This is a genomic window from Micromonospora sp. NPDC005206 (assembly GCF_040608175.1).
In the GTDB taxonomy this organism is placed as follows: Bacteria; Actinomycetota; Actinomycetes; order Mycobacteriales; family Micromonosporaceae; genus Micromonospora.
Window position 1 is genome coordinate 133,393 of sequence record NZ_JBEXHU010000008.1, and the last position, 24,178, is coordinate 157,570.

Annotated in this window: 20 protein-coding genes; 11 read left to right on the plus strand and 9 right to left on the minus strand. The window is 73.8% G+C overall.

Annotated elements, in window-relative coordinates:
- The first annotated feature begins 86 nt into the window (after positions 1–86).
- Both ABZU69_RS14045 and ABZU69_RS14050 read left to right on the plus strand, forming a co-directional pair.
- Complete coding sequence (locus ABZU69_RS14045; protein ID WP_354964747.1) at positions 87–383, plus strand: hypothetical protein; 297 nt, start codon at positions 87–89, stop codon at positions 381–383.
- Complete coding sequence (locus tag ABZU69_RS14050) at positions 380–2,059, plus strand: alpha/beta hydrolase (protein ID WP_354964748.1); 1,680 nt, start codon at positions 380–382, stop codon at positions 2,057–2,059. Before ABZU69_RS14045 ends, ABZU69_RS14050 begins: the two co-directional genes overlap by 4 nt.
- A 79-nt stretch (positions 2,060–2,138) precedes the next feature.
- Here ABZU69_RS14050 and glmS read toward each other — a convergent pair whose 3' ends face one another.
- Entirely contained in the window at positions 2,139–4,052 is a 1,914-nt protein-coding gene (gene glmS, locus ABZU69_RS14055; protein WP_354964749.1) for a glutamine--fructose-6-phosphate transaminase (isomerizing), read from the minus strand.
- Between the two features lie 623 nt (positions 4,053–4,675).
- On the opposite strand from glmS, the gene ABZU69_RS14060 reads away from it, so the two are divergent.
- Both ABZU69_RS14060 and ABZU69_RS14065 read left to right on the plus strand, forming a co-directional pair.
- Entirely contained in the window at positions 4,676–5,260 is a 585-nt protein-coding gene (locus ABZU69_RS14060) for an MmpS family transport accessory protein (protein ID WP_354964750.1), read from the plus strand.
- 148 nt (positions 5,261–5,408) lie between these two features.
- The gene (locus tag ABZU69_RS14065) at positions 5,409–6,596 is read left to right on the plus strand and encodes a pyridoxal phosphate-dependent aminotransferase (RefSeq protein ID WP_354964751.1); all 1,188 of its coding nucleotides are present in this window, start codon (positions 5,409–5,411) and stop codon (positions 6,594–6,596) included.
- A 9-nt stretch (positions 6,597–6,605) separates the two neighbouring features.
- On the opposite strand, the gene ABZU69_RS14070 is transcribed toward ABZU69_RS14065, so the two are convergent.
- Positions 6,606–7,256 (minus strand): PadR family transcriptional regulator, encoded by a 651-nt coding sequence (locus ABZU69_RS14070; protein ID WP_354964752.1) that lies wholly within the window; start codon positions 7,254–7,256, stop codon positions 6,606–6,608.
- Between the two features lie 75 nt (positions 7,257–7,331).
- On the opposite strand from ABZU69_RS14070, the gene ABZU69_RS14075 reads away from it, so the two are divergent.
- Together ABZU69_RS14075 and ABZU69_RS14080 are read left to right on the plus strand one after the other, a co-directional pair.
- On the plus strand, positions 7,332–10,160 hold the full coding sequence (locus ABZU69_RS14075; RefSeq protein ID WP_354964753.1) for an FtsX-like permease family protein: 2,829 nt from the start codon (positions 7,332–7,334) through the stop codon (positions 10,158–10,160).
- A 2-nt stretch (positions 10,161–10,162) separates the two neighbouring features.
- The gene (locus tag ABZU69_RS14080; protein ID WP_354964754.1) at positions 10,163–10,909 is read left to right on the plus strand and encodes an ABC transporter ATP-binding protein; all 747 of its coding nucleotides are present in this window, start codon (positions 10,163–10,165) and stop codon (positions 10,907–10,909) included.
- An 18-nt stretch (positions 10,910–10,927) separates the two neighbouring features.
- On the opposite strand, the gene glmM is transcribed toward ABZU69_RS14080, so the two are convergent.
- The 7 genes from glmM to ABZU69_RS14115 form a co-directional block, all read right to left on the minus strand.
- Positions 10,928–12,283: a phosphoglucosamine mutase gene (gene glmM / locus ABZU69_RS14085; protein WP_354964755.1), complete on the minus strand. Its 1,356-nt coding sequence runs from the start codon at positions 12,281–12,283 to the stop codon at positions 10,928–10,930.
- 117 nt (positions 12,284–12,400) lie between these two features.
- Positions 12,401–12,874, minus strand: a complete 474-nt coding sequence (rpsI, locus tag ABZU69_RS14090; RefSeq protein ID WP_053653862.1) for a 30S ribosomal protein S9 — start codon at positions 12,872–12,874, stop codon at positions 12,401–12,403.
- Between the two features lie 20 nt (positions 12,875–12,894).
- Positions 12,895–13,338, minus strand: a complete 444-nt coding sequence (gene rplM / locus ABZU69_RS14095) for a 50S ribosomal protein L13 (RefSeq protein ID WP_074314528.1) — start codon at positions 13,336–13,338, stop codon at positions 12,895–12,897.
- A 210-nt stretch (positions 13,339–13,548) separates the two neighbouring features.
- Positions 13,549–14,922, minus strand: coding sequence for a nitrate/nitrite transporter (locus ABZU69_RS14100; protein WP_354964756.1), 1,374 nt, complete (start codon positions 14,920–14,922; stop codon positions 13,549–13,551).
- Positions 14,923–15,080: 158 nt separating this feature from the next.
- On the minus strand, positions 15,081–15,374 hold the full coding sequence (locus ABZU69_RS14105; protein ID WP_354964757.1) for a hypothetical protein: 294 nt from the start codon (positions 15,372–15,374) through the stop codon (positions 15,081–15,083).
- Positions 15,364–15,621, minus strand: a complete 258-nt coding sequence (locus ABZU69_RS14110; RefSeq protein ID WP_354964758.1) for a DUF6364 family protein — start codon at positions 15,619–15,621, stop codon at positions 15,364–15,366. The genes ABZU69_RS14105 and ABZU69_RS14110 overlap by 11 nt, the downstream gene beginning before the upstream one ends.
- 100 nt (positions 15,622–15,721) lie before the next feature.
- Positions 15,722–16,429, minus strand: a complete 708-nt coding sequence (locus tag ABZU69_RS14115; protein ID WP_354964759.1) for a methyltransferase domain-containing protein — start codon at positions 16,427–16,429, stop codon at positions 15,722–15,724.
- Positions 16,430–16,588: 159 nt separating this feature from the next.
- On the opposite strand from ABZU69_RS14115, the gene ABZU69_RS14120 reads away from it, so the two are divergent.
- The 5 genes from ABZU69_RS14120 to ABZU69_RS14140 are packed head-to-tail and all read left to right on the plus strand — an operon-like array spanning position 16,589 to position 24,153.
- On the plus strand, positions 16,589–18,730 hold the full coding sequence (locus tag ABZU69_RS14120) for a molybdopterin oxidoreductase family protein (protein ID WP_354964760.1): 2,142 nt from the start codon (positions 16,589–16,591) through the stop codon (positions 18,728–18,730).
- Positions 18,727–20,163, plus strand: coding sequence for an FAD-dependent oxidoreductase (locus tag ABZU69_RS14125; protein ID WP_354964761.1), 1,437 nt, complete (start codon positions 18,727–18,729; stop codon positions 20,161–20,163). The genes ABZU69_RS14120 and ABZU69_RS14125 overlap by 4 nt, the downstream gene beginning before the upstream one ends.
- Positions 20,160–22,721 (plus strand): nitrite reductase large subunit NirB, encoded by a 2,562-nt coding sequence (gene nirB, locus ABZU69_RS14130; RefSeq protein ID WP_354964762.1) that lies wholly within the window; start codon positions 20,160–20,162, stop codon positions 22,719–22,721. The genes ABZU69_RS14125 and nirB overlap by 4 nt, the downstream gene beginning before the upstream one ends.
- On the plus strand, positions 22,718–23,065 hold the full coding sequence (gene nirD / locus ABZU69_RS14135) for a nitrite reductase small subunit NirD (protein ID WP_354964763.1): 348 nt from the start codon (positions 22,718–22,720) through the stop codon (positions 23,063–23,065). The genes nirB and nirD overlap by 4 nt, the downstream gene beginning before the upstream one ends.
- A complete protein-coding gene (locus ABZU69_RS14140; RefSeq protein WP_354964764.1) occupies positions 23,065–24,153 on the plus strand; it encodes a uroporphyrinogen-III synthase in 1,089 nt (362 codons plus the stop codon). The genes nirD and ABZU69_RS14140 overlap by 1 nt, the downstream gene beginning before the upstream one ends.
- Positions 24,154–24,178: the final 25 nt, after the last annotated feature.

Below are 24,178 nucleotides of genomic sequence, written 5' to 3' on the forward strand. Positions count from 1 at the left end.
CCAACGGCCGTCCACAGGGCACTTCGGGGTGTACGTGTCCCGCCTACCGTCGACACGTCGATGCCGATCGCACGCGGGGGTGTGGGATGACAGAGGAGCCGTTGACGGTCCGACCGGAGCTGTTGCGAGGGGTGGCCCGAGCGCTGGACGACGACGCGTACCGGCTGGCGCACGGGCTGGTCGGGGTGCCCGGGCTGGTGGTGTCCGCGCCCGACTGGCCGACCGGCGCGGCGCTGGTCGGGCTGGAGTCGGCGGTGCACGGGTGGCTGGGCCGACTCGGCGGCCTGGTGGCGGTGACCGGCGGAGCGGTCCGGACGGCGGTGGAGTCCTACCGGGCGGTGGACGACCGGGCCGCCCGCCGGCTCACCGCGCTACCCCGGTGACCGCGCCGACTCGCCCGCGTGCGGACGGCGGGCCGGCGGGGGCCCGGGGACGCGGCGCGGCGGATCGCGACGACCCGTCGGCGCCCGCGGTCGGCTACGCCCAGCTCTGGGCCGCCGATCCGGGGCCGTGGCAGGCCGCCGGAGCCGCGTGGGCCGGGCTGACCGCGCTGGTCGAGAGGCGGGCCGGCGAGCTGAGCACGGACGCGAGGGCGTTGCGCGTCGCCTGGTCGGGCCGGGCGGCGACGGCGGCCGACGGTCGGCTCGCGGGGCTGCGCGGCGAGCTGACCTCGATCGCACCCGCGCTGATCGAGGCCGATCAGGTGCTCGCCGAGTTCGCCGGTCGGCTCACGGTGGCGAAGGGCCGGCTGGCCGCGGCGGTGGCCCTGGCAGACGGAGCGGGGCTGCTGATCGACCGGGACGGGCGGGTAGGCGCGGATCCGGCCCGGTCGCGATCACCCGGTGAGCGGGACGGGCCGGCGGCCGCCCGGGTGGCGGCGGCGCTACGGGCGGCGCTGGAGCTGGCCGGGGCGGCGGACCGGGCCGCGACCGCCCGGCTGGGCGAACTCGTCACGGCGGCTCTCGACGGCTGGCAGGCACCGCCGCCGCCCGGCCGGCCCGCGCCGGGTGCCACCCCGGTCGACGTCCGGGCGTGGTGGGCGGGGCTGACCCCGGCGCAGCGCCGGTGGCTGGTGGGGCACGAGCCGACGCTCGTCGGGCGGCTCGACGGCCTGCCGGTGGCAGCCCGCGACCAGGCCAACCGGCTGCTGCTCGACGCCCGGCGGGAGGAGCTGGTCGCCGAGCGGCGGCGGCTGCTGTCCCGCGTCCCGCCCGGGCCGGTCGGCGCACTGCGGCTGCGCCGGGTCGACGCGCGCCTGGCCGGGCTGGAGGCGCTCGCCGACCGGCTGGGCGAGCCGCGAGCCCCGCGGGCCTACCTGCTCCGGCTGGACCCGGCCGGCGAGGGACGGGTGGTGGTCTCGCTCGGCGACCCGGACCAGGCCGACCGGGTGGTGACCTACGTGCCGGGGATGACCGCCGGCCTCGACGACGCGCCGGGCGAACTGGCCCGGGTGGCGCGTGTGCAGGGCCGGTGCGCCACGCTCGACCCGGGCGAGCAGACCGCCGGGGTGCTCTGGCTGGACTACGACGCCCCGGACTTCCTGCACGAGGCGGCCACGGCCGGCCAGGCGCGGGACGCCGGTCCGGCGTTGCACCGCTTCCAGGAGGGGCTGCGGGCCAGCCACGAGGGGCCGCCGGCCCGGCAGACCGTGCTCGGGCACAGCTACGGGTCGCTGGTGGTGGGCATGGCCGCCCGGGACCACGGGCTGGCCGCCGACGCGCTGGTCTTCGTCGGCTCACCGGGGGTCGGCGCCGCGCAGGCCGCCGAGTTGGGCGTGCCGCCCGGGCAGGTCTGGGCGAGCAGCGCCCCGGACGACGTGATCCGGCTGACCCGGCCCCCGGCCGACCTGGCCCGGCAGGTGCTGCTCGGCACGTCACCGCTGGCGGCCGCGCTCAACCTGGCCGGGCAGGGCGAGCACGAGCTGTGGTTCGGCCGGGATCCGGCCGGAGCGGGCTTCGGTGGGCGCACCTTCCCCAGCGGGCGGCACGGTCACGTGGGCTACTGGGATCCGGCCAACCCGGCGCTGGACGGCATGGCCCGCATCGTCCTGGGCCGCTGACGGGCCAGGTCAGGCACGACGGAGGCCCCGGTCGCCGCGTGGTGCGACGTCCGGGGCCCGGGTCGGTGGTCAGGCTCGGTTACTCGACGGTGACGGACTTGGCCAGGTTGCGGGGCTGGTCCACGTCGTGCCCCCGGGCCGCGGCGATCTCGGCGGCGAGCACCTGGAGCGGCACGGTGGTGACCAGCGGGGCGAGCAGGGTCGGCGTACGCGGCACGTAGATCAGGTGATCGGCGTACCGGACGACGGCCTCGTCGCCCTCCTCCGCGATCACGATGGTCCGGGCGCCGCGCGCCCGCACCTCCTGGATGTTGGAGACGACCTTGTCGTGCAGCATGCCCCGGCCGACCGGCGAGGGCACCACGCAGATCACCGGCGTGCCCTTGTCGATCAGGGCGATCGGGCCGTGCTTCAGCTCGCCGGCGGCGAAGCCCTCGGCGTGCATGTACGCCAGCTCCTTGAGCTTGAGCGCGCCCTCCAGGGCCACCGGGTAGCCGACGTGCCGGCCGATGAACAGCACGGTGGGCTCGGACTTCAGCTCCCGGGCCAGCTCGCGCACGGGCTCGATCCGGTCCAGCAGCTCGCGCAGCTTGCCGGGCATCTCCTGCAACTGCGCGACCACCGCGCCCACCTCGTCGGCGAACTTGATCCCGCGTACCTGGGCCAGGTGCAGGCCGATCAGGTAGCACGCGACGAGCTGGGTGAGGAACGCCTTCGTGGAGGCGACGGCGATCTCCGGCCCGCCGTGGGTGTAGAGCACCGCGTCGGACTCGCGGGGAATGGTCGAGCCGTTCGTATTGCAGATCGCCAGCACCCGGGCCTTCTGCTCCTTGGCGTGGCGCAGCGCCATCAGGGTGTCCATCGTCTCGCCGGACTGCGAGATCACCACGATCAGCGTGGACCGGTCGAGCACCGGGTCGCGGTACCGGAACTCGCTGGCCAGTTCCACCTCGCACGGGATCCGCGTCCAGTGCTCGATGGCGTACTTGGCGACCAGGCCGGAGTGGTACGCCGTGCCGCAGGCCACGATGAAGATCTTGTCGACGTCGCGCAGGTCCTGGTCGCTGAGGCGGACCTCGTCGAGGGCGATCTCACCGGTCTCGGTGAGCCGGCCGAGCAGCGTGTCGGCGATGGCCTGCGGCTGCTCCTCGATCTCCTTGAGCATGAACCAGTCGTAGCCGCCCTTCTCCGCGGCCGACGAGTCCCAGTCGATGTGGAAGTCCTTGCCGGTGGCGGGCTGGCCCTCGAAGTCGGTGATCTCGATGCTGTCGCCGGTGATCAGGACGATCTGGTCCTGGCCCAGCTCCACCGCGTCCCGCGTGTGCTCGATGAACGCGGCCACGTCACTGGCCAGGTAGTTCTCCCCGTCGCCCCGGCCGACGACGAGCGGCGAGTTGCGCCGGGCGCCGACGACCGCGCCGGGCACCGCGGCGTCCACCGCGAGCAGGGTGAAGGCGCCCTCCAGCCGCTGGCAGACCACCCGCATGCCGGCGGCGAGCAGCTGCGGGCTGTCGGGCTGGCCGGCGGCGCGCAGGTCGGCCAGCGCGGCGGAGAGCAGGTGGGCGGCGCACTCGGTGTCGGTGTCGCTGGTGAACTGGACGCCGTCGGCCTCAAGCTCGGCGCGCAGCTTGGCGAAGTTTTCGATGATGCCGTTGTGGATCACCGCGACCCGGCCGTCGGGGGCGAGGTGCGGGTGGGCGTTGCGGTCGGTCGGGCCGCCGTGGGTGGCCCAGCGGGTGTGCCCGATGCCGGTGGTGCCGTCACCGATGCCGATCGGGCTGGCCGCGCAGGAGGTCGGGTCGTCGGCGGCCCGCTCGGAGAGCACCTTCTCCAGGTTGGCCAGCTTGCCGGCCTTCTTCTCGATCAGCAGCTGGTCGTCGCAGACGATGGCGACGCCCGCCGAGTCGTAGCCGCGGTATTCCAGCCGCCGCAGCCCGTCCAGCACGATGCCGAGTGCGGGGCGTGCGCCCGCGTAACCCACGATTCCACACATGGCCCGCAGCCTAACCCAGTTTCGCTCACGATGGTTGCTCGAAAGTCGGCTAAACAATCACTGAATCTGAGCGATCGGTGGCTGGTGGGTAACAACGGGACGAGCCACCCCGGTCCGCTCGGGGCGTGCCCGGCGCGACGGGGTTGCGAGGCTTTCCCGGGTACGAAAGTCTCTCGGCGGGTGCGGCGGGTCCTCTCCGCGGCTCGCTCGACCCATACCCACTCCCGCCCGGAGCAGCCATGTCCGACGCGCCCCCGCCCGACCCGTCCCCGACGCCGCCCTCGGATCCGTCTCCCGGCGGCTCGGCGGCACCGGAACCATCGGCCGCCCCGGGTGGCGGCCTCCCACCGGACCCCACCGCACCGCACTCGTGGACCCCGTCGGCACCGCTGCCAGCGCCGGACCCACTGGCTCCGGGGCAACCATGGGCGCCACCGTCACCGTGGACGCCAACCTCACCGACCCCGTCGTGGGCACCGCCCCCGCCCACCCCGCCATGGACGCCCGATCCGTCCGCCGCGCCGTGGACGCCCGCACCCCCCACCCCGCCATGGACGTCCACGCCGCAGCCGCCCGCGGACTGGCCGCCGAGCGCCGGCCAGCCGACACCCCAGGGATGGCCGGTGCCGGGCTATCCGCCGCCCTACACCCACCCCGGGCACCCACCGGCCAGCAGCGCCTCCACGGGCACCGGTCGGGTCGTCGGGATCGTGATCGCGATCGTCGTGACGCTGGTGCTGGCCGTCTGCGGCTGCGCCTGCGGGGCCGGCCTGCTGCTCGAAGCGTCCACCCCGGATCCGATCGCCGGAGAGCCGTACGTCGTTCCCGACGACGGCCGGACCACGCCCACGGCCGAGCCGCCCACCGCCGGACCAACGGCCGTCGCGCCCACCCCCACCAAGAAGCCGATCACACGCCCCACCTCCGGGCCGGCCCCGGTGACGGTGGTCTACGAGGTCACCGGAGCGGGCGAGGCCGACATCTCGTACTACGACGCCGAGAGCGACCTCATCCACGTCGACGACGTGAAGCTGCCGTGGCGCACCACCATCCGAACCAACGGCCGGAGCCGGGTGATGGTGGAAGCCACCTGGCCCGACATCGAATATCAAGGACCTCTCGACTGCACGGTCACGGTCACCGGCACCGGCAAGCCGGTCGTCGACAAGACCCGCGGTTACTGGCGGACCACCTGCACGGCGGAGTGAGGCTCTCGCTTGATCGACACGGGATCAGCGATACCGCGGTATCGGGATGCCGCTGACACCCCGATATCAACGATCTCGAGTCGATCATGTTTCGAAACGGATTGTTGAGGCTGGGGTTCGGCCCGCGGGTGCCCGTAGGCTGGCGCAGGTGACGACGAGCACCGATGTCGACCCGCTGGTGGCCCGGATGCGGCCGTTCGGCACGACGATCTTCGCCGAGATGTCCGCCCTCGCCGTACGGACCGGGGCGGTCAACCTCGGCCAGGGCTTCCCGGACACCGACGGCCCACCGGAGATGCTGGCCGCCGCGGCCGAGGCGCTGCGCGGCGGGCAGAACCAGTACCCGCCCGGGCCGGGGATCCCCGCCCTGCGCGCGGCGGTCGCGGCCCACCAGCGGCGGTTCCACAACCTGGCGTACGACCCGGACGGCGAGATCGTGATCACCGCGGGCGCGACCGAGGCGATCGCGGCCAGCATCCTCGCCTTGTGCGAGCCGGGCGACGAGGTGGTCTGCTTCGAGCCGTACTACGACTCGTACGCCGCCTCGATCGCGCTGGCCGGCGCGGTCCGGCGGCCGGTCACCCTGCGCCCCGCGGCCGATGGTCGGTACGCCTTCGACCCGGCCGAGCTGCGCGCGGCGTTCGGCCCACGCACCCGGTTGGTGCTGCTCAACTCGCCGCACAACCCCACCGGCAAGGTCTTCACCCGGGCCGAGCTGGCACTGGTCGCGGAGCTGTGCCAGGAGTACGGCGCGTACGCGGTCACCGACGAGGTGTACGAGCACCTGGTCTTCACCGACGCGTCGAGCCCGCACGTGCCGCTGGCCAGCCTGCCCGGGATGCGGGAGCGGACTTTGCGCATCTCCTCGGCCGGCAAGACGTTCTCGTGCACCGGCTGGAAGGTCGGGTGGGTGAGTGGTCCGGCGGCGCTCGTCTCGGCGGTGCTGCGGGTGAAGCAGTTCCTCACCTTCGTCAACGCCGCCCCGCTGCAACCCGCGGTCGCCGTGGCGCTGGCCCTGCCCGACGACTACTACACCGGCTTCCGGGACGGGCTCCAGCAGCGCCGTGACCAGCTCGTCGGCGGCCTCACCGACGCCGGGTTCGAGGTGCTGGTGCCGGAGGGCACGTACTTCGTCACCGCGGACGTCACCGCCCTCGGCGGTCGGGACGGGGTGGAGTTCTGCCGTTCGCTGCCGGAGCGCTGCGGCGTGGTGGCCGTGCCCACCCAGGTCTTCTACGACGACCAGGAGGCCGGCCGGCGGCTGGTCCGGTTCGCCTTCTGCAAGCGCCCGGAGGTGCTGACCGAGGCGGTCACCCGGCTGCGCGGGCTGCACTGACCGGTGGGGTCAGCCGGCCGCGCGGGCCGGTCCGGCGTCGTCCGCCTGCGGGGGCGGCGAGGCGTCGACGGCGGACGCCGTGATCTCCGACGGTGTGACCGCCAGGGTGGCGAGCAGCGCGCCGCTGTCGGCCAGCAGCACCGCCTCGGCATCATCGACGAAGGCGAGGTCGGCCTCAACGTGCCGGCTCGCCGCGGCGAGCAGCAGCCCGACCACCGGGTCGCCGGCCCTGCGGCGCAGCCCGTCGAGGTTGCGCAGCTCGCGGAGCAGGTGCCCGCGTTGGTTGCTCAGCACGGTGCGGACGGTGTGCGCGGAACCCGATCGGGCGGCAGCGGTGACCTTGAGGAAGAAGTCGTCCCGGAAGCCGCCACTGCGCGGGCTCGGCTCGTTGAGCCATCGGTCGAGTTCGGCCCGGCCATCGGGAGTGATCTGGTAGACCACCCGGTCGGGTTTGACCTGCTGGGCCTGCCGCTCGGCGACCACCAGGCTGTCCCGGGAGAGCCGGTCGAGGATCTGGTAGAGGTGGCCGATGTTGAGCGGCCCCCACTGTGGACCCGTGGCGGCCTCGAAGGCGCCTTTCAGCTCGTAGCCGTAGCTCGGGCCGCGTGCGAGCAGTGCCAGGACCGCGTGCTGGATCGCCACCGTCTCCTCCGATTCCACTGGCCGACCGGACCAGGTCTTGCATTGTGACAATGTAACGCGCAGAGTGTGAGGTGGCACACGGGGAGGCGCGACATGCTGGGGTTCATCTGGGGGCAGCTACGCGGCCGTGCTGGGCGGTCGGTGGCGCTGCTGGCGGGGGTGCTGGTGGCGACCACCGGCTTCGTCGTCCTGACCGGCGCCACCACCACCTCCCGCCTCGACGTCACCGGCGCGGTGGAGCGCAACACCCGAGCCGCCTACGACATCCTGGTCCGGCCCAAGGGGGCGCGCACACCGCTCGAGGCCGAACGCGGGCTGGTCCGCCCAAACTACCTCTCCGGCCTCTTCGGCGGCATCACCCCCGCGCAGTACGAGCAGGTGAAGGGGCTCGCCGGCATCGACGTCGCCGCGCCGATCGCCATGCTGGGCTATTCGACCTCGACGGTGCCGGTCCGATTCGACGTGACCAGCGCGGTCGACCCCTCGCTGGAGCAGCAGGTCATCCGGCTCAACCCCACCTTCACCGCCGAGCGAGGGCTCTCCACCGCCCCCAGCAGCCCGCGCTACGTGTACGTGACCAAGCGCCCGCTGCTCTACCCCGAGTGGGGCGGCGACGTGAACGATTCGTCGTCTCCGTACTCGGACGGCAAGACGTACAAGTACGACGACTATTGCGGGCAGGTCCCACGGGAGGTGTTCCCCGGTGGACGCAGCGAACCGATCTGCGACCCGCGCCTGACCGTGCGGACGGCGAACGGTGGGCTGACCTCCGAACGGGAGGACTGGAGCGTCGACACCGTCCGGCTCCTGCCCGACGGGCGCTTCGAGGCGAACCGCTGGTTCCCCGGCCGCGCCGAACGCGTCGTCACCGACCAACTGGTGGTCACCTACCGGGTGACGGTGCCGTTCCTGCTGGCGGCGGTCGACCCCGACGCGGAGCAGCGCCTCGTCGGCCTGGACGACGCGGTGACCGAGGGTCGCTCGCTCCGGCTCGACGACACGGCCACCGAGACCTCTCCCGGGCCCAATGTGACCGAGCGGTCGGTCCCGGTGTTGAGCACCAGCCGTCCCTACCTCGACGTCACCGTGCGGTCCGCCCTCACCCGGCTGCCGCAGGCGCGACCCGCGGGGCTGCCGATCGACGAGCTGGAGCGGACGCTGGGCAGCGCCACCGGGCTCGGGGTCGGGACCGAGGAGTACGCGCTGACCGACGGGTACCGCGACCTGCTCGCCGAGGGGATCTCCAAGACCGGCTGCTGCACGGGTGATTTACAGACGATCATTCAGGCGGGCGCACCGGAGTACGAGCGGCTCCCCGACGGCACTCTCCGCGCTGTCGTGCGACCACCGTTCGATCACGCGCTCTACGGCGGCGAGAACGATCTCAACTTCCGCTCCCGTCCGTGGCTGGCCGACGACAACGGCTTCCGCCCGGTGACTGCGCTTCCTCAGCCGCCGTCGGGCGCGCACCTCCAGGTCCGGCTCTGGCGGACCGTCGGCATCTTCGATCCGGAGAAGGTGAGCGGGTTCAGCGACCTGTCCCGGGTGCCACTGGAGACCTACGAGCCGCCACGCACCGACGGCGCCGACGAACGCAGCCGCCAGGCGCTGGGCGGTCGGCCGCTGGAGCCGAGCGGAAACCCGGCGGGCTACCTCTCCTCGCCGCCGCTGATGCTCACCAGCCTGACTGCGGTGCCGAAGCTGCTGGCGGACGACGCCACCCCCACCCGAACAGCGCCGATCAGCGCGATCCGGGTCCGGGTCGCCGGCGTCGACGGCTACACCGACCGGTCCGCCGAGCGGGTCCGGCTCATCGCCGAGCGGATCGCCGACACGACCGGGCTGGACGTCGATCTCACCTTCGGCTCGTCTCCCGCCCCGCAGACCGTGGAGCTGCCGGCGGGCTCGTTCGGCCGGCCCGAGCTGCGGCTCACCGAGCCGTGGTCCGCCCTCGGGGTGGCGTCGGTCATCACCAAGGCCGTCGACCGCAAGAGCCTCGTGCTGTTCGGGCTGGTGCTGGTGGTCTGCGGGCTGTTCCTCGGCAACGCCGTGTCCGCCGCCGTCCGGGACCGGCGCCGCGAGCTGGCGGTGCTCGCCTGCCTGGGCTGGTCAGCCCGTCGGATCGCGGCGCTGGTCCTCGGCGAGGTGGCCGCGCTGGGGCTGGCCGCCGGCCTGCTCGCCCTGGGGTTGGCGTTCCCCCTGGCCGCCGCGCTGGACATCGGGATCGGTTGGCGTCAGGCGGTGCTCGCCGTACCGGTGGCTCTGCTGCTGGCGCTGGTGGCGGGCCTGGTCCCGGCGCTGCGGGCCGCGGGCGCCCACCCGGCCGCCGCCCTGCGACCGCTGGTGGCCCCGGCCCGCTGGGTACGTCGGCCCCGCGGCCTGTTCGGGCTGGCGCTGTCCAATGTGGTCCGCACGCCCGGGCGCACCCTGCTCGGGGCGGGCGCGCTGGCCATCGGGCTGGCCGCGCTCACCCTGGTCAGCGCCGCCGCCTACGCCTTCCGCGGCGCGATCGTCGGCAGCCTGCTCGGTGACACCGTCTCGCTGAACGTGCGGGGCGCGGACACCCTGGCCGCGGTCGTCACCGTCCTGCTCGGCGCGGGCGCCGTCGCCGACGTGCTGTACCTGAACGTCCGGGACCGCGCCGCGGAGTTGTCCACCCTGCGCGCGGTCGGCTGGACGGACGCCGCGCTGGGCCGCCTCGTGGGCTACGAAGGGCTCCTCATCGGCGCGCTCGGGGCGGTGGCCGGCGCCGGGCTGGGGCTCGCCGGGGCCGCCTGGTTGGTCGGTGGCCTGCCGAGCGCCCTGGTCCTGGTCGCCGCCGCGGTGGCGCTCGTCGGGGTGCTGGTCACCTGTCTCGCGGCGCTCGTGCCGGCCGCGTTGCTGCGCCGGCTCCCGACCGCACGGCTACTCGCAGAGGAGTGACGATGGAGGCAACGACGGGCAGCACGGTCCGGACCCTCGGGCTGACCCGGCAGTTCCGCACCGGAGCCGAGCGGCTGACCGCGGTCGACGACGTCTCGCTGGAGATCACGGCCGGGTCGGTCGTGGCACTGACCGGTCCCAGCGGCTCCGGCAAGTCGACCCTGCTGCACCTGATCGGCGCCATCGAGCAGGCCGACAGCGGCACCATCACGGTCGACGACGTGGAGATCACGGCGCTGCGCCGCACCGCGCTGGCCCGGTACCGGCAGCGGGTGGGGTTCGTCTTCCAGCGCTACCGCCTGCTGCCCGCGTTGACCGTGCTGGACAACGTGACCACCCCGGTGCTGCCGCAACGCGGCCGGGCCGACCACGCGACCCGGGCCCGTGAGCTGCTCGACGCGGTCGGCCTCGCGGGACGGGAGCGGGCGATGCCGGCGCAGCTGTCCGGTGGCGAGCAGCAGCGGGTCGCCATCGCTCGGGCGCTGATGGGCGCGCCCGGGCTGCTGCTGGCCGACGAGCCCACCGGCAACCTCGACTCGACCACCAGCGCCCAGATCCTCGACCTGCTGCTCGACCTGCGGGAGCGGCACGGCATGACGATCCTGCTGGCCACCCACGAACGGTCGATCGCGGCCCGCTGCGACCGGTTGGTCCGGCTCGGTGACGGCAGCATGGTCGAGGACCTCGACCTCACCGACGGCGAGGACCCCGCCGACACGTACGAGCGGGCGGCTCAACTGCGGTGGTGAGGCCGCCGGGTGGCGGCCTCAGCCGACCGGGCTGGCGGTGCGGACCTGCTCCGCGATCCGCTCGGCGACGGAGCGGGCGGTCTGCTCGGTGGCCGCCTCGACCATCACCCGGACCAGCAGCTCGGTGCCCGACGGGCGCAGCAGCACCCGACCGGTCTCGCCCAGCTCCGCCTCGGCCCGCTCGACCTCGGCGCGTACGGCCGGCGCGGCGGCGCCGACGGTGCGGTCGCCGACCGGCACGTTGATCAGCACCTGGGGCAGCTTGGTGACGACCGAGGCCAACTCGGCCAGGGATCGGCCGGTGTCCGCCATCCGGGCCATCAGGTGCAGGCCGGTGAGCACTCCGTCGCCGGTGGTGGCGTGCGCGGGCATGACGATGTGGCCGCTCTGCTCACCGCCGAGCGCCAGCCCGGAGGCGCGCAGCTCCTCCAGCACGTACCGGTCGCCGACCTTCGTCTCGATGAGCCGGATGCCCTCGGCGGACATCGCCAGCCGCAGCCCGAGGTTGCTCATCACGGTGGCCACCAGGGTGTCCTGGGTGAGCGTGCCGGCGTCCCGCATGGCGAGCGCGAGGATGGCCATCACCTGGTCGCCGTCGACCTCGTCGCCGTCGGCGGTGACCGCCACGCAGCGGTCGGCGTCGCCGTCGTGGGCGATGCCCAGGTGGGCGCCGTGCTCGACGACGGCCTCTCGCAGCGCCTCGATGTGGTTCGAGCCGCAGTCGTCGTTGATGTTCAGCCCGTCCGGCTCGGCGTGGATCGCCACGACCTCCGCGCCGGCCTCCCGGTAGGCGACCGGGGCGACCTCGGCGGCGGCGCCGTTGGCGCAGTCGACCACGACCTTGATCCCGTCGAGCCGGTGCGGCACGGTGCCGACCAGGTGCTGGACGTAGTGGTCGGCGCCGTCGAGCAGGTCGTGCACCCGGCCGACACCGGCGCCGATCGGCCGGTCCCAGGCGGTGGTGGCGTTCGTCTCGACGGCCGCCTCGATCTGCATCTCGATCTCGTCGGGCAGCTTGTGCCCGCCGGCGGCGAAGAGCTTGATGCCGTTGTCCGGCATCGGGTTGTGTGACGCGGAGAGCATCACCCCGAGGTCGGCCTTGGCCTCCGCGGTGAGGAACGCGACCGCCGGAGTGGGCAGCACGCCGACCCGCACCACGTTGGCGCCGGCGCTGGTCAGCCCGGCCACCACGGCCGCTTCCAGCATCTCGCCGCTGGCCCGGGTGTCCCGGCCGACCACGGCGAGCGGCGGATGGCTGCGGTCCGTCTCGGCGAGAGTGTGCGCGGCGGCCACCGCGAGCGCGAGCGCCAACTCCGGGGTGAGATCCGCGTTTGCCCGCCCGCGTACGCCGTCCGTGCCGAACAACCGACCCATACCCGCCAACCTCCGATGAGCACTGCCAATGAGGAGAAAGCGGAACGGCCGGCCCACCTCCCCGTTCGAGGGGAGGCGGACCGGCCGTCCGTCAGAAGTACAAGGCGCTGGCGAAGATCAGCGCTTCGAGTACTGGGGAGCCTTACGGGCCTTCTTGAGGCCGTACTTCTTGCTCTCCTTGACCCGGGCGTCCCGGGTGAGGAAGCCGGCCTTCTTCAGGGCCGGGCGGTCGTCCGGCTCGTTGATGATCAGCGCGCGGGCAATGCCCAGCCGGAGCGCACCGGCCTGCCCGGTGGTGCCGCCGCCACGCAGGTTGGCGATGACGTCGAACTGCTCGAGCTTCTCGGCGGTGACCAGCGGGTCCTTGATGAGCTGCTGGTGCACCTTGCTCGGGAAGTAGGCCTCGAGGTCCTGGCCGTTGCAGGTGATCTTGCCGGTGCCCGGGACGATACGGACCCGGACGATGGCCTCCTTGCGGCGGCCCACGGTCTGGATCGGCCGGTCACCACGAGGCGCGCGGGCGACGGGCGCCGGCGCCTCGGTGGCCTCGGGGGCTTCCGGGGCAACCTCGGTCTCGGTGATGTCGGTCATGCTGCTTCCTTCGCCCGCGCTCACTGCGCGATCTGCTTGATCTCGAACGGCACCGGCTGCTGCGCGAGGTGCGGGTGCTCGGCACCGGCGTAGACCTTCAGCTTCTTGATCAGCTGACGGCCGAGCTTGTTGTGCGGGAGCATCCCCTTCACGGCGAGCTCGATGGCCCGCTCGGGGCGCTTGGTCAGCAGCTCCTCGTAGCCGATCTGCTTCAGACCACCCGGGTAACCGGAGTGGCGGTAGGCGATCTTGGTCTGGCGCTTGTTGCCGGTCAGCGCAACCTTGCCCGCGTTCACGATGACGACAAAGTCGCCCGTGTCGACGTGCGGCGCGAAAGTCGGCTTGTGCTTACCACGCAGCAACGTGGCGGCGTGGGTGGCCAGGCGGCCCAGCACGACATCAGAGGCGTCGATGACGTGCCACTGACGCTCGATCTCACCCGGCTTCGGGCTGTACGTACGCACAGGTCTACCTTGTCTCGTCGTCGGTCTGGGGTCGCGCGCCGAGGTGACCAGATCTTGCAGGCCGGACCAGCGCGCACGAACGACCAAGCGTACCTGATAGGGCACGCCTCTGGATGTCGTACAACAGCAGGCAACGATACCCGGCGCCCCATCAGCAGGTCAAAACGGGGGTACGGTCGCGCGTGCCGACACGGCCCATCATGGCACAGCTCACACGCCGGCCAGTCGGGCCGCCCCCCGCCGACGGTAGACGAGCCAGGTCACCGCGACGCAGAACGCGTACCAGGTGATGAACGCGAGGTAGGCGGCGTCGGCCGTGCCGGTGGTGCGGAACGACTGGCGGAACGCGACGTTGACCAGCAGTCCGCCGGAGGCGCCCACGGCTCCCGCGATGCCGATCAGCGCGCCGGTCATCCGGCGGGCCCAGCGGGCGGCGGCCACCGGATCGCACCGGCCGTCGGCCACCGCGCCCGCCGCCCGGGCCCGGAAGATCGCCGGGATCATCTTGTACGTGGAGCCGTTGCCGACGCCGGAGAAGACGAACAGGGCGAGGAAACCCACCAGGTAGAGCACGAACGACCGCTCCCGGGCCGCGTACAGGACGGTTCCGGCGCCGGCCGCCATCGCCACGAAGTTCCAGAAGGTCACCCGGGCTCCGCCCAGCCGGTCGGCGAGGTGCCCGCCCAGCGGCCGGATCAGCGAGCCGACCAACGGGCCGAGGAAGGTCAGCCCGGCGGCGTCGACCGGGGTGGGGAAGCGTTCGGCGAACTGGAGCTGGAGCACCTGGCCGAAGGCGAAGCCGAACCCGATGAACGACCCGAAGGTGCCGACGTAGAGCACCGACATGATCCAGGTGTGCGGGTCGCGGGCCGCCTCGCGCAGCGCGCCGGGCTCGTTCCGGGCCCCGGGGACGGTGTCCAGCCACCGGGCTGCCGCCAGCGCGGCCAGCACGATCAGCGGTAGGTAGACCGCCGGCACCAGCCGGGGGTACGCGGCCCCGGCGGTGGCCAGCACCGTCAGCCCGACCAGTTGCACCGCGGGTACGCCCAGGTTGCCGCCACCGGCGTTGAGCCCGAGGGCCCGGCCCTTGAGCCGCTGCGGATAGAACAGGTTGATGTTCGCCATCGAGGAGGCGAAGTTGCCGCCGCCGACCCCGGTCAGACAGGCCAGCACCATCAGGGTCGGGTACGAGACGCCCGGCTCCAGCAGCACCGCCATCGGCACGGCGGGCACCAGCAGCAGCAGCGCGCTGACGATGGTCCACCGTCGTCCGCCGAAGCGGGCCACCGCCAGCGTGTACGGCAGCCTCAGCACCGCGCCCAGCGCGGCTGGCACCGCGGTGAGCAGGAACTTGCCGGCCGGGTCGATGCCGTACTCGGGGCCGAGGAAGAGCACGGTCACCGACCAGAGGCTCCACACCGAGAAGCCGACGTGCTCGGCGAAGATCGAGACCCAGAGGTTGCGCCGGGCGATCGGCGCGCCCGTCGTACGCCAGAAGTCGGGGTCCTCGGGCCGCCAGTCGGCGAGCTCGTGCCGGCGCCCGGCGGCGGCGGGTGGGGCGGTTGTGCTGGTGAGCGTGCTCACTGCGGCTCCTCCTCGTCGGTGTGACCAGGGGGAACGCTAGGAACGCCGGGTTACCGGGCAGTGCCCGTCGCGGGTCGGCGCGGAAACGAGGGCCGCACCGCAGGCCGGCGGCGACGGTGAGACCCGCCCGGCGACGGCCGGACGGGTAGCGGCGGTGGTCAGAGCTCCTGGAGGATGCGCAGCGCGCGGCCGACCCGGAGCATGGTGTCGGTGTCGGCGACATCCACGCATTCGGTGAACCACTTCTTCATCGGCGAGGAGAGCCGGTCGGGCATCACCACGTACCGGCCCATCGACACGGCGAGCGGGGAGTCCCGCAGCAGCGACTCCTCGACCACCTCGACGACGATCACGATGGGCACGTCGGTGGAGTTGTAGACGTCCGAGCTGATCACGAGTCCGAGGCGTTCCCGGGCGCCCTCGATGCGCCAGACCTCACCCCTACGCAGCACGCGGCCGGCCGCGGAAGAGCAGGTCGTCGACCATGCCCACCTCGCGCGCGTCGGCGAGGGCGGCGGATTCCAGATCCAGGCCAGCGCGGTTCACCGCGGCGGCGTGTGCGGTGAAGACCTCACGCAGCGCCTTCTCCCGGGCGGCCTGGTCCATCCACGCGGAGAGCGACAGGCCCTCGCGCTTGGCGAACCGTCGGGCCTCCTCGATCGTCTCGTCTGTGAACGACAGGGTCACCTTGGCAGTCATGCCGGTGAGACTACCCATCGGTATGACCGTCAGTCATCCTCGCGACCGGGCAGGTCACCATTGGCGTCGAAACGTACATTCCGGCGTTGGTCGGACCGCGTCAGCGCCCGGCGCCGGTCGCCCGACCGCCGAACACCGCGAAGCGCCATTCCTTGAAGTAGCAGTCGACATCGACCAGGCCGGCCTCGGTGAGCCACCGGCACTGGTCGGCGACGGTCGCCGGTCGGTCGTGCCGCATCCGCTCCCGGGCGGCGGCGATCTCCTCGGAGGGCGAGCCCAGCTCGGTGATCCGCTCGGTCCACACCTCGTCGTAGCGCCGGTCCAGAGTCGGGGTCGGGCCGGCCACCTGCTCGGCGTTGACGAACACCCCGCCGGGCACCAGCGCGGCGGCGGCCCGCCGGTAGAGGGCACGTTTGCCGGTGTCGGCCAGGTGGTGGATCGCCAGCGCGCTGACCACCGCGTCGTACCGGCCTGTCGGCAGCGGGTCGGCCAGGTCGGCCCGGACCGTCCGGTGCGGCACGGACCGGACGTGCAGCTGGTCGGCGGCGCGGGCGAGCATCGCCGGCGCGGCGTCCACCAGGGTCAGCCGCACCCCCGGTACCGCGGCGGCGAGCAGCAACGAGAGCAGGCCGGTGCCCGCGCCCAGGTCCAGCACCTCCGGGGTACGCCCGGCCGCCTGCGCGGCCCGCAGCGGGGGCGCGGCCACCTGCACCGCCGTGCCGTAGAAGGAGTCGAAGCAGGGGACCAACCGTCGGCGTGCCGCGTCGTAGCTGCCCGCCACCGCGTCGAAGGCGTCCGCCACGCTCATCGCGCCCTCCCAATTATCGAGACAGGTTTCTCATATTCTAGGCCGAGGGCGTCGCCCCGCCATCGCGTCCCCTGCCTCGGTGCGGTGTGAGCCCCACTTGACAGGACCGAAACAGAAGGGACCCGGACCGGAAACCGCCCGACGGCACGCTTTGCCGACATGACAGACGGTGCACGGTCGGCAACTCCACCGGGGTTCCCGCCCCGCGAGGTTGCCACGCACTGCCCGTACTGCGCGCTCCAGTGCGGCATGCTGCTGCGCGAGGAGCCCGACGGGGTGACGGTGCTCCCCCGGCAGTTCCCCACCAACCGGGGCGGGCTGTGCCAGAAGGGCTGGACCGCCGCCGAGCTGCTCGACCACCCCGAACGACTGACCACCCCGTTGCTGCGCGACCCGGCCAGCGGCGAGCTGCGCCCGGCCAGCTGGGACGCCGCGCTGAAACGGATCGTCACCGGCATCCGCGCCGTCCAGGCCGAGTCCGGCCGGGACGCGGTCGCCGTGTTCGGCGGCGGCGGACTGACCAACGAGAAGGCCTACGCGCTGGGGAAGTTCGCCCGGGTCGCGCTGCGCACCCGGCACATCGACTACAACGGACGGTTCTGCATGTCCTCGGCGGCTGCCGCCGGCCTACGTGCCTTCGGCGTCGACCGCGGGCTGCCGTTCCCCCTCGCCGACCTGGGCCGGGCCGACACGTTGCTGCTGGTCGGCGCCAACCCGGCGGAGACCATGCCGCCGCTGGTCCGCTGGCTGACCGAGCAGCGCCGCAACGGCGGCCGGCTGATCGTGGTCGACCCACGGGCCACCGCCACCGCACGCCAGGCCGACCTGCACCTGCAACCGCTGCCCGGCACCGACCTGGCGGTGGCCAACGCGCTGCTGCACATCGCGCTCACCGAGGGCTGGGTCGACCGGGCGTACGTCGGGGAGCGGACCACCGGCTTCGCGGCGGTCCGGCGCAGCGTGGCGGCCTGGTGGCCGGCCCGCGCGGAACAGCTCTCCGGCGTGCCGGTGGCCGACCTGGAGGCGACCGCCCGGGCTCTGGGCACCGCCGGACGGGCGATCATCCTCACCGCGCGCGGCGCCGAACAGCACGCCAAGGGCGTGGACACCGTCACCGCGTACGTCAACCTCGCACTCGCCCTCGGGCTACCCGGCCGCCCCGGCTCCGGGTACGGCTGCCTGACCGGCCAGGGCAACGGCCAGGGTGGACGGGAGCACGGGCAGAAGGCCGACCAGTTGCCCGGTTACCGGCGCATCGACGACCCGGCCGCACGGGAGCACGTCGCCGGGGTCTGGGGCGTACCGGCCGACGAGCTGCCCGGCCCGGGCGTGCCGGCGTACCAACTGCTCGACTCGCTCGGCACCCCGGGCGGGCCACGGGCGCTGCTGGTGCTCGGCTCCAACCCGGTGGTGTCCGCACCCCGGGCGGCCCACGTCGAACGCCGACTGCGGGAGCTCGATCTGCTGGTCGTGGCCGACCTGCTGCTGTCCGAGACGGCCGCGCTGGCCGACGTGGTGCTGCCCACCGCGCAGTGGGCCGAGGAGGACGGCACCATGACCAACCTGGAGGGCCGGGTGCTGCGCCGACGGGCGCTCCGCCCTCCCCCGCCGGGCGTCCGTACCGATCTGGCCATCCTCGCCGACCTGGCGGCCCGGTTGGCCGCCGCCGAGCCGACAGAGGTGCCGACCGGCGCCGCGGTGGCCCGGTTCCCGACCGACCCGGCCGCCGTCTTCGCGGAGCTGCGGCGGGCCTCCGCCGGTGGGCCGGCCGACTACGCCGGGATCAGCTGGTCCCGGATCGACGCCGCCGACGGTGTCTTCTGGCCCTGCCCCACCGAGGACGGGCCGGACACGCCACGACTCTTCACCGACCGGTTCGCCACCCCGGACGGGCGGGCCCGGTTCCATCCGGTGGACCACCGTCCCGCCGCCGAGCCGGTCTGCGACGAGTACCCGCTGCACTTCACCACCGGCCGGGTGCTCGCCCAGTACCAGTCCGGCACCCAGACCCGCCGGGTGGACGCGCTGCGTCTGGCCGCACCGGACGCCTTCGTCGAGCTGCACCCCGACCTGGCCGCCCGGCTCGGCATCGGCGACGGTGAGCCGGTACGGGTCACCTCCCGGCGGGGCGAGCTGCGGGCGCCGGCCCGGCTCAGCCCGACCATCCGGCCGGACACCGTCTTCGCGCCGTTCCACTGGCCGGGCCCCGCCCGGGCCAACTCGGTCACCAACGACGCGGTGGACCCGATCTCCGGCATGCCCGAGTTCAAGATCTGCGCCGTGCGGGTGGAGAGGGCATGACCGAGCGCGTGGTGGTCGTCGGCAACGGGATGGCGGGCGCACGGCTCGCCGCCGAGCTGCACGCCCGCGCCGGCGACCGGAAGGTCACCGTGCTCGGGGCGGAACCGCACCGGGCGTACAACCGGATCATGCTCTCCGCGCTGCTGGCCGGCCGGATCGGCGAGCAGGACGTGGAGCTGGCCGAGGCCGCCAGGCACAGCAGCGACCTGCGCACCGGCGTGCCGGTGACCGGCATCGACCGGGCCGGCCGGACGGTCCACACCGCCGACGGCGACCGGATCGGCTACGACCACCTGGTGCTGGCCACCGGAAGCCGGGCGATGGTGCCGCCGCTGCCCGGCCTGACCGGGGAGCTGCCGCGCCGGGTGGCGCCGTTCCGCACCCTGGACGACTGCCGGCGGATCCTCCGGGTGGCCGGCGGCGCGCGCAGCGCGCTGGTCCTGGGCGGCGGACTGCTCGGCCTGGAGGCCGCCCGCGGGCTGGCCACCCGGGGGCTGGCGACCACCGTGGTCCACCCCACCGGGCACCTGATGGAACGGCAGCTCGACCCGATGGCCGGCGGCGTGCTCGCCGACACGCTCACCGGCCTGGGCGTCACCATCCAGCTGGCCGTGCCGGCGACCGGCGTGGCCGCGGACTCGACCGGCGTCCGCCTCGACCTGGCCGACGGCCGGTCGCTCCACGCCGACCTGTTGGTGCTCTCCTGCGGGGTACGCCCCGACACCACGCTCGCCGCCGACGCCGGCCTGGACGTGCGTCGCGGCGTGGTCGTGGACGACCGGCTGCGCACCAGCGACCGGCGGATCTCCGCGATCGGCGACTGCGCCGAGCACGACGACACACTCACCGGGCTGGTCGCCCCCGCCTGGGCCCAGGCACGGGTGCTGGCCCAGGTGCTCAGCGGTGCCGAGCCGCTGGCCCGGTACCGGCCCCGGCCGGCGGTGACCCGGCTCAAGGCGGCCGGTGTCGACCTGGCCGCGATGGGCGACGCCACCGGCGGTGGTCCGGGTGAGGAACTGACCTTCAGCGACCCGACCCGGGGCACGTACGCCCGGCTGCGGATCCGCGACGAGCGGCTGACCGGCGCGATCCTGATCGGCGACAACCCGACGATCGGCACCGTGATCCAGCTCTTCGACCGGGGTCAGCCGGTCCCGGCCGACCGGCGGTCACTGCTGCTGGGCCGGGCCTCGGGCAGCGCCGGCGCGGCACCGGCCGCGTCCCCGGCGCTGATGCCGGACGCGGCCACGGTCTGCCAGTGCAACACCGTGACCAAGGGCGCCCTGGTGAGCTGCTGGCGCTCCGGCGCCCGGAGCGTCGACGCCGTGCTGGCGGCGACCCGGGCCGGAACCGGCTGCGGCGGCTGCCGGGACGCCGTCGCCGGCATCGTCGACTGGCTTTCCCAGGCGGACTCCGTGGAGGTGACACGATGAACGACGGCGATCTGGTCGTCATCGGCAACGGCATGGTCGGGCAGCGCTTCGTGGACGCGCTGCGGGCCCGCGACCCGCGCGGGCGCTGGCGGGTGACGGTGCTCGCCGAGGAGAGCCGACCCGCGTACGACCGGGTGCGACTCTCGGCCTTCTTCGACGGGGTGGACGCGGACGCGTTGAACCTGCACACCCCGCACGACGGGGTGCGGCTACGCCTGGGCGAGCCGGCCACCGCGATCGACCGCGAGCGGCGGGTGGTCAGCACGGCCACCGGCGAACACCGGTACGACGCGCTGGTGCTGGCCACCGGGTCGTACCCGTTCGTGCCGCCGGTGCCCGGCGCGGACCTGCCCGGGGTCTTCGTCTACCGCACCCTCGACGACCTGGTGGCGATCCGGACGTACGCGCGGGGCCGGCGGGCCGGCGCGGTGATCGGCGGCGGGCTGCTGGGGCTGGAGGCGGCGAACGCCCTGCGGCTGCTCGGCCTGAGCACCGACGTGGTCGAGTTCGCACCCCGGCTGATGCCGGTGCAGGTGGACCCGGCCGGCGGCGCGATGCTCCGCCGCTACGTCGAGGAGCTGGGCGTGCGGACCCACCTCGGGGTGGCCACCACCGCGATCCGGCCCGGTCCGGACGGCGCGGTCGCCGCGCTGGACCTCTCCGACGGCCGCACGGTGGAGGCCGAACTGGTGGTGGTGGCCGCCGGCATCCGGCCCCGGGACGAACTGGCCCGGGCCGCCGGCCTGCCGCTGGGTCCGCGCGGCGGGGTGCTGGTCGACGCGACCTGCCGCAGCGCCGACGAGCGGATCTGGGCGGTCGGCGAGTGCGCGGCGGTCGACGGCACCTGCCACGGGCTGGTCGCCCCGGGGTACGCCACGGCCGAGGTGGTGGTCGACCGGCTCCTCGGCGGTGCGGCGACCTTCCCGGGCGCGGACACCGCCACCAGGCTGAAACTGCTCGGCGTCGACGTGGCCTCGTTCGGCGACGCGCACGGCGTGACCCCGGGCTGCCTGGATGTCACGTTCACCGACCCGGCCACCCGGGTCTACGCCAAGCTGGTCCTCTCCGACGACGCGCGCACCCTGCTCGGTGGTGTGCTGGTCGGTGACGCCAGCGCGTACCCGACGCTGCGGGCCAGCGTCGGTGGCCCGTTGCCGGCCGCTCCGCTGGCGCTGCTCGCGCCGGACGGCGGCGCGGACGCCGGCGCGCTGCCCGCCGCCACCCAGGTCTGCTCCTGCAACGCGGTGACCCGGGGCGACGTGGACGCCGCCATCGCCGGTGGATGCGCGGACGTGTCGGCACTGAAGGCGTGCACCAGGGCCGGCACCAGCTGCGGCTCCTGCGTGCCGATGCTGAAGCAGCTCCTGGACGCGGCCGGCGTGGCGCAGTCCACCGCGCTCTGCGAGCACTTCGACGCCAGCCGGCGCGAGCTGTTCGAGATCGTCCGGGTACGCCGCATCCGCACCTTCTCCCGGCTGGTCGCCGAACACGGCCGGGGACGCGGCTGCGACATCTGCAAGCCCGTGGTGGCGTCGATCCTCGCCTCGCTGGGCGCGGGGCACGTGCTCGACGGCGAGCAGGCGTCGCTACAGGACACCAACGACCACTTCCTGGCCAACCTGCAACGCGACGGCAGTTACTCCGTCGTGCCGCGGATCCCCGGCGGGGAGATCACCCCGGAGAAGCTGATCGTCATCGGCGAGGTGGCCCGGGACTTCCGCCTCTACACGAAGATCACCGGTGGTCAGCGGATCGACCTGTTGGGAGCCCGGGTGGAGCAGCTGCCGCAGATCTGGCGGCGGCTGGTGGATGCCGGCTTCGAGTCCGGCCACGCGTACGGCAAGGCGCTGTGCACGGTGAAGTCCTGTGTCGGCGAGACCTGGTGCCGGTACGGGGTGCAGGACTCGGTGGGGCTCGCCGTCGCGCTGGAGCTGCGCTACCGGGGGCTACGCGCCCCGCACAAGATCAAGTCGGCGGTCTCCGGCTGCGCCCGGGAGTGCGCCGAGGCGCGCGGCAAGGACTTCGGCGTGATCGCCACCGAGACCGGCTGGAACCTGTACGTCGGCGGCAACGGCGGTTTCCGGCCCCGGCACGCCGACCTGTTCGCCTCCGACCTGTCCACCGAAGCGCTGATCTCGCTGATCGACAGGTTCCTGATGTATTACATCCGCACCGCCGAGCGGCTGCAACGCACCGCCGCCTGGATCGAGGCGATGGACGGCGGCCTCGACCATCTGCGGTCGGTCATCGTCGACGACTCGCTGGGGCTCTGCGCCGACCTCGACGCGGCGATGGCCCGGCACGTCGCGTCGTACTCCGACGAGTGGCGGGACGTGCTGAACGACCCGGAGCGGCTGCGCCGGTTCACCTCCTTCGTCAACGCGCCGGACGTACCCGACCCGTCGATCACCTTCGCGCTGGAGCGCGGCCAGCCGGTGCCGGCGGGCGGTGGTCCGCCGCCCGCCACCCCGGGCGACGACCGTCGGGAACGGGAACCGGCCGACACCGGCCGGCGGCGGCAGCCCGTGGCACTGGGCCTGCCGGAGGTACGGCGATGAGCGGGACCGCCACCCTGACCTGGACCCGGATCTGCCGGCTCGACCGGCTGGAGCCCGACCGCGGCGTCGCCGCCCTGGTCGACGGCGTGCAGGTGGCACTCTTCCGGACCACGGACGGGCTGTTCGCCATCGACAACCACGATCCGGTCACCGGCGCGTACGTGCTGTCCCGGGGCATCGTGGGCAGCCGCGGCGCGGCGCCGACGGTTGCCTCGCCGCTGCACAAGCAGGTGTACGACCTGCGCACCGGTCGCTGCCTCGACCTGCCCGGGGTGGCCGTGGCCCGGCACGACGTGCGCTGCCGGGACGGGCTGGTCGAGGTGCGGCTGCGACAGGAGGCCTGATGCGGGAGGAACTGGCCGGCTTCACCATCGGGGTGACCGCCGACCGGCGGCGCGACGAGTTGGCCGCGCTGCTCGAACGCCGAGGTGCCCGGGTGGTCCTCGCCCCGGCTCTGCGCATCGTGCCGCTGTCCGACGACACCAAGCTGCGCGAGGCGACCCGCGCCTGCCTGGACCGGCCGCCGGACATCCTGATGGCCAACACCGGCATCGGCATGCGCGGGTGGCTGGAGGCTGCCGAGGGCTGGGGGCTGGCCGAGCCACTGCGCTCGGTGCTCGCCAGGTCGTACGTGGTGGCCCGAGGCCCCAAGGCACGCGGCGCGATCCGCGCCGCCGGGCTGCACGACCAGTGGTCGCCCGCCTCGGAGAGCTGCGACGAGGTCGTCGACCACCTGCGGCGGCGCGGGGTGGCCGGGCAGGTGATCGCCATGCAGCTGCACGGCGAGCGGCAGCCGGACTGCACGCTCGCGCTGGAGGCCGCCGGGGCCACGGTGATCGAGGTGCCGGTCTACCGCTGGGCACCGCCGACCGACCCGGCGCCGCTGCACCGGCTGGTCGACCTGATCGCCGGCCGGCTGGTGGACGCGGTGACGTTCACCTCGGCACCGGCGGCCGAGGCGCTGCTGCGGACGGCCGGCGACCGTACCGACGCCGTGCTGTCCGCGTTCCGTGGCGACGTGCTGGCCAGCTGCGTCGGCGCGGTGACCGCCGAGCCGCTGCTACGGCTCGGGGTGCCGGTCAGCGCGCCGGGCCGGGCCCGGCTGGGCGCGCTGGTACGGACCATCGTCGACGAGCTGCCCCGCCGGACGACGACGTTCAAGGCCGGTGGGCACCTGCTCACCCTGCGCGGACACGCCGCGATGATCGACGGCGAGCTGCGCCCGCTCGCCCCCGCCCCGATGGCGGTGCTGCGTGCGCTGGCCCAGTCCCCCGGCCGGGTGCTGTCCCGTACCGCGCTCCTGCGAACCCTGCCCCGGGGCGCGGACGAGCACGCGGTGGAGATGGCCGTGGCCAGGCTCCGGGCCGGCCTGCACGCCCCCCGCGTGGTGCAGACCGTGGTCAAGCGCGGCTACCGGCTCCGGGTCGACTGACGCCTCGCGACCGGCCGGCGTGTGC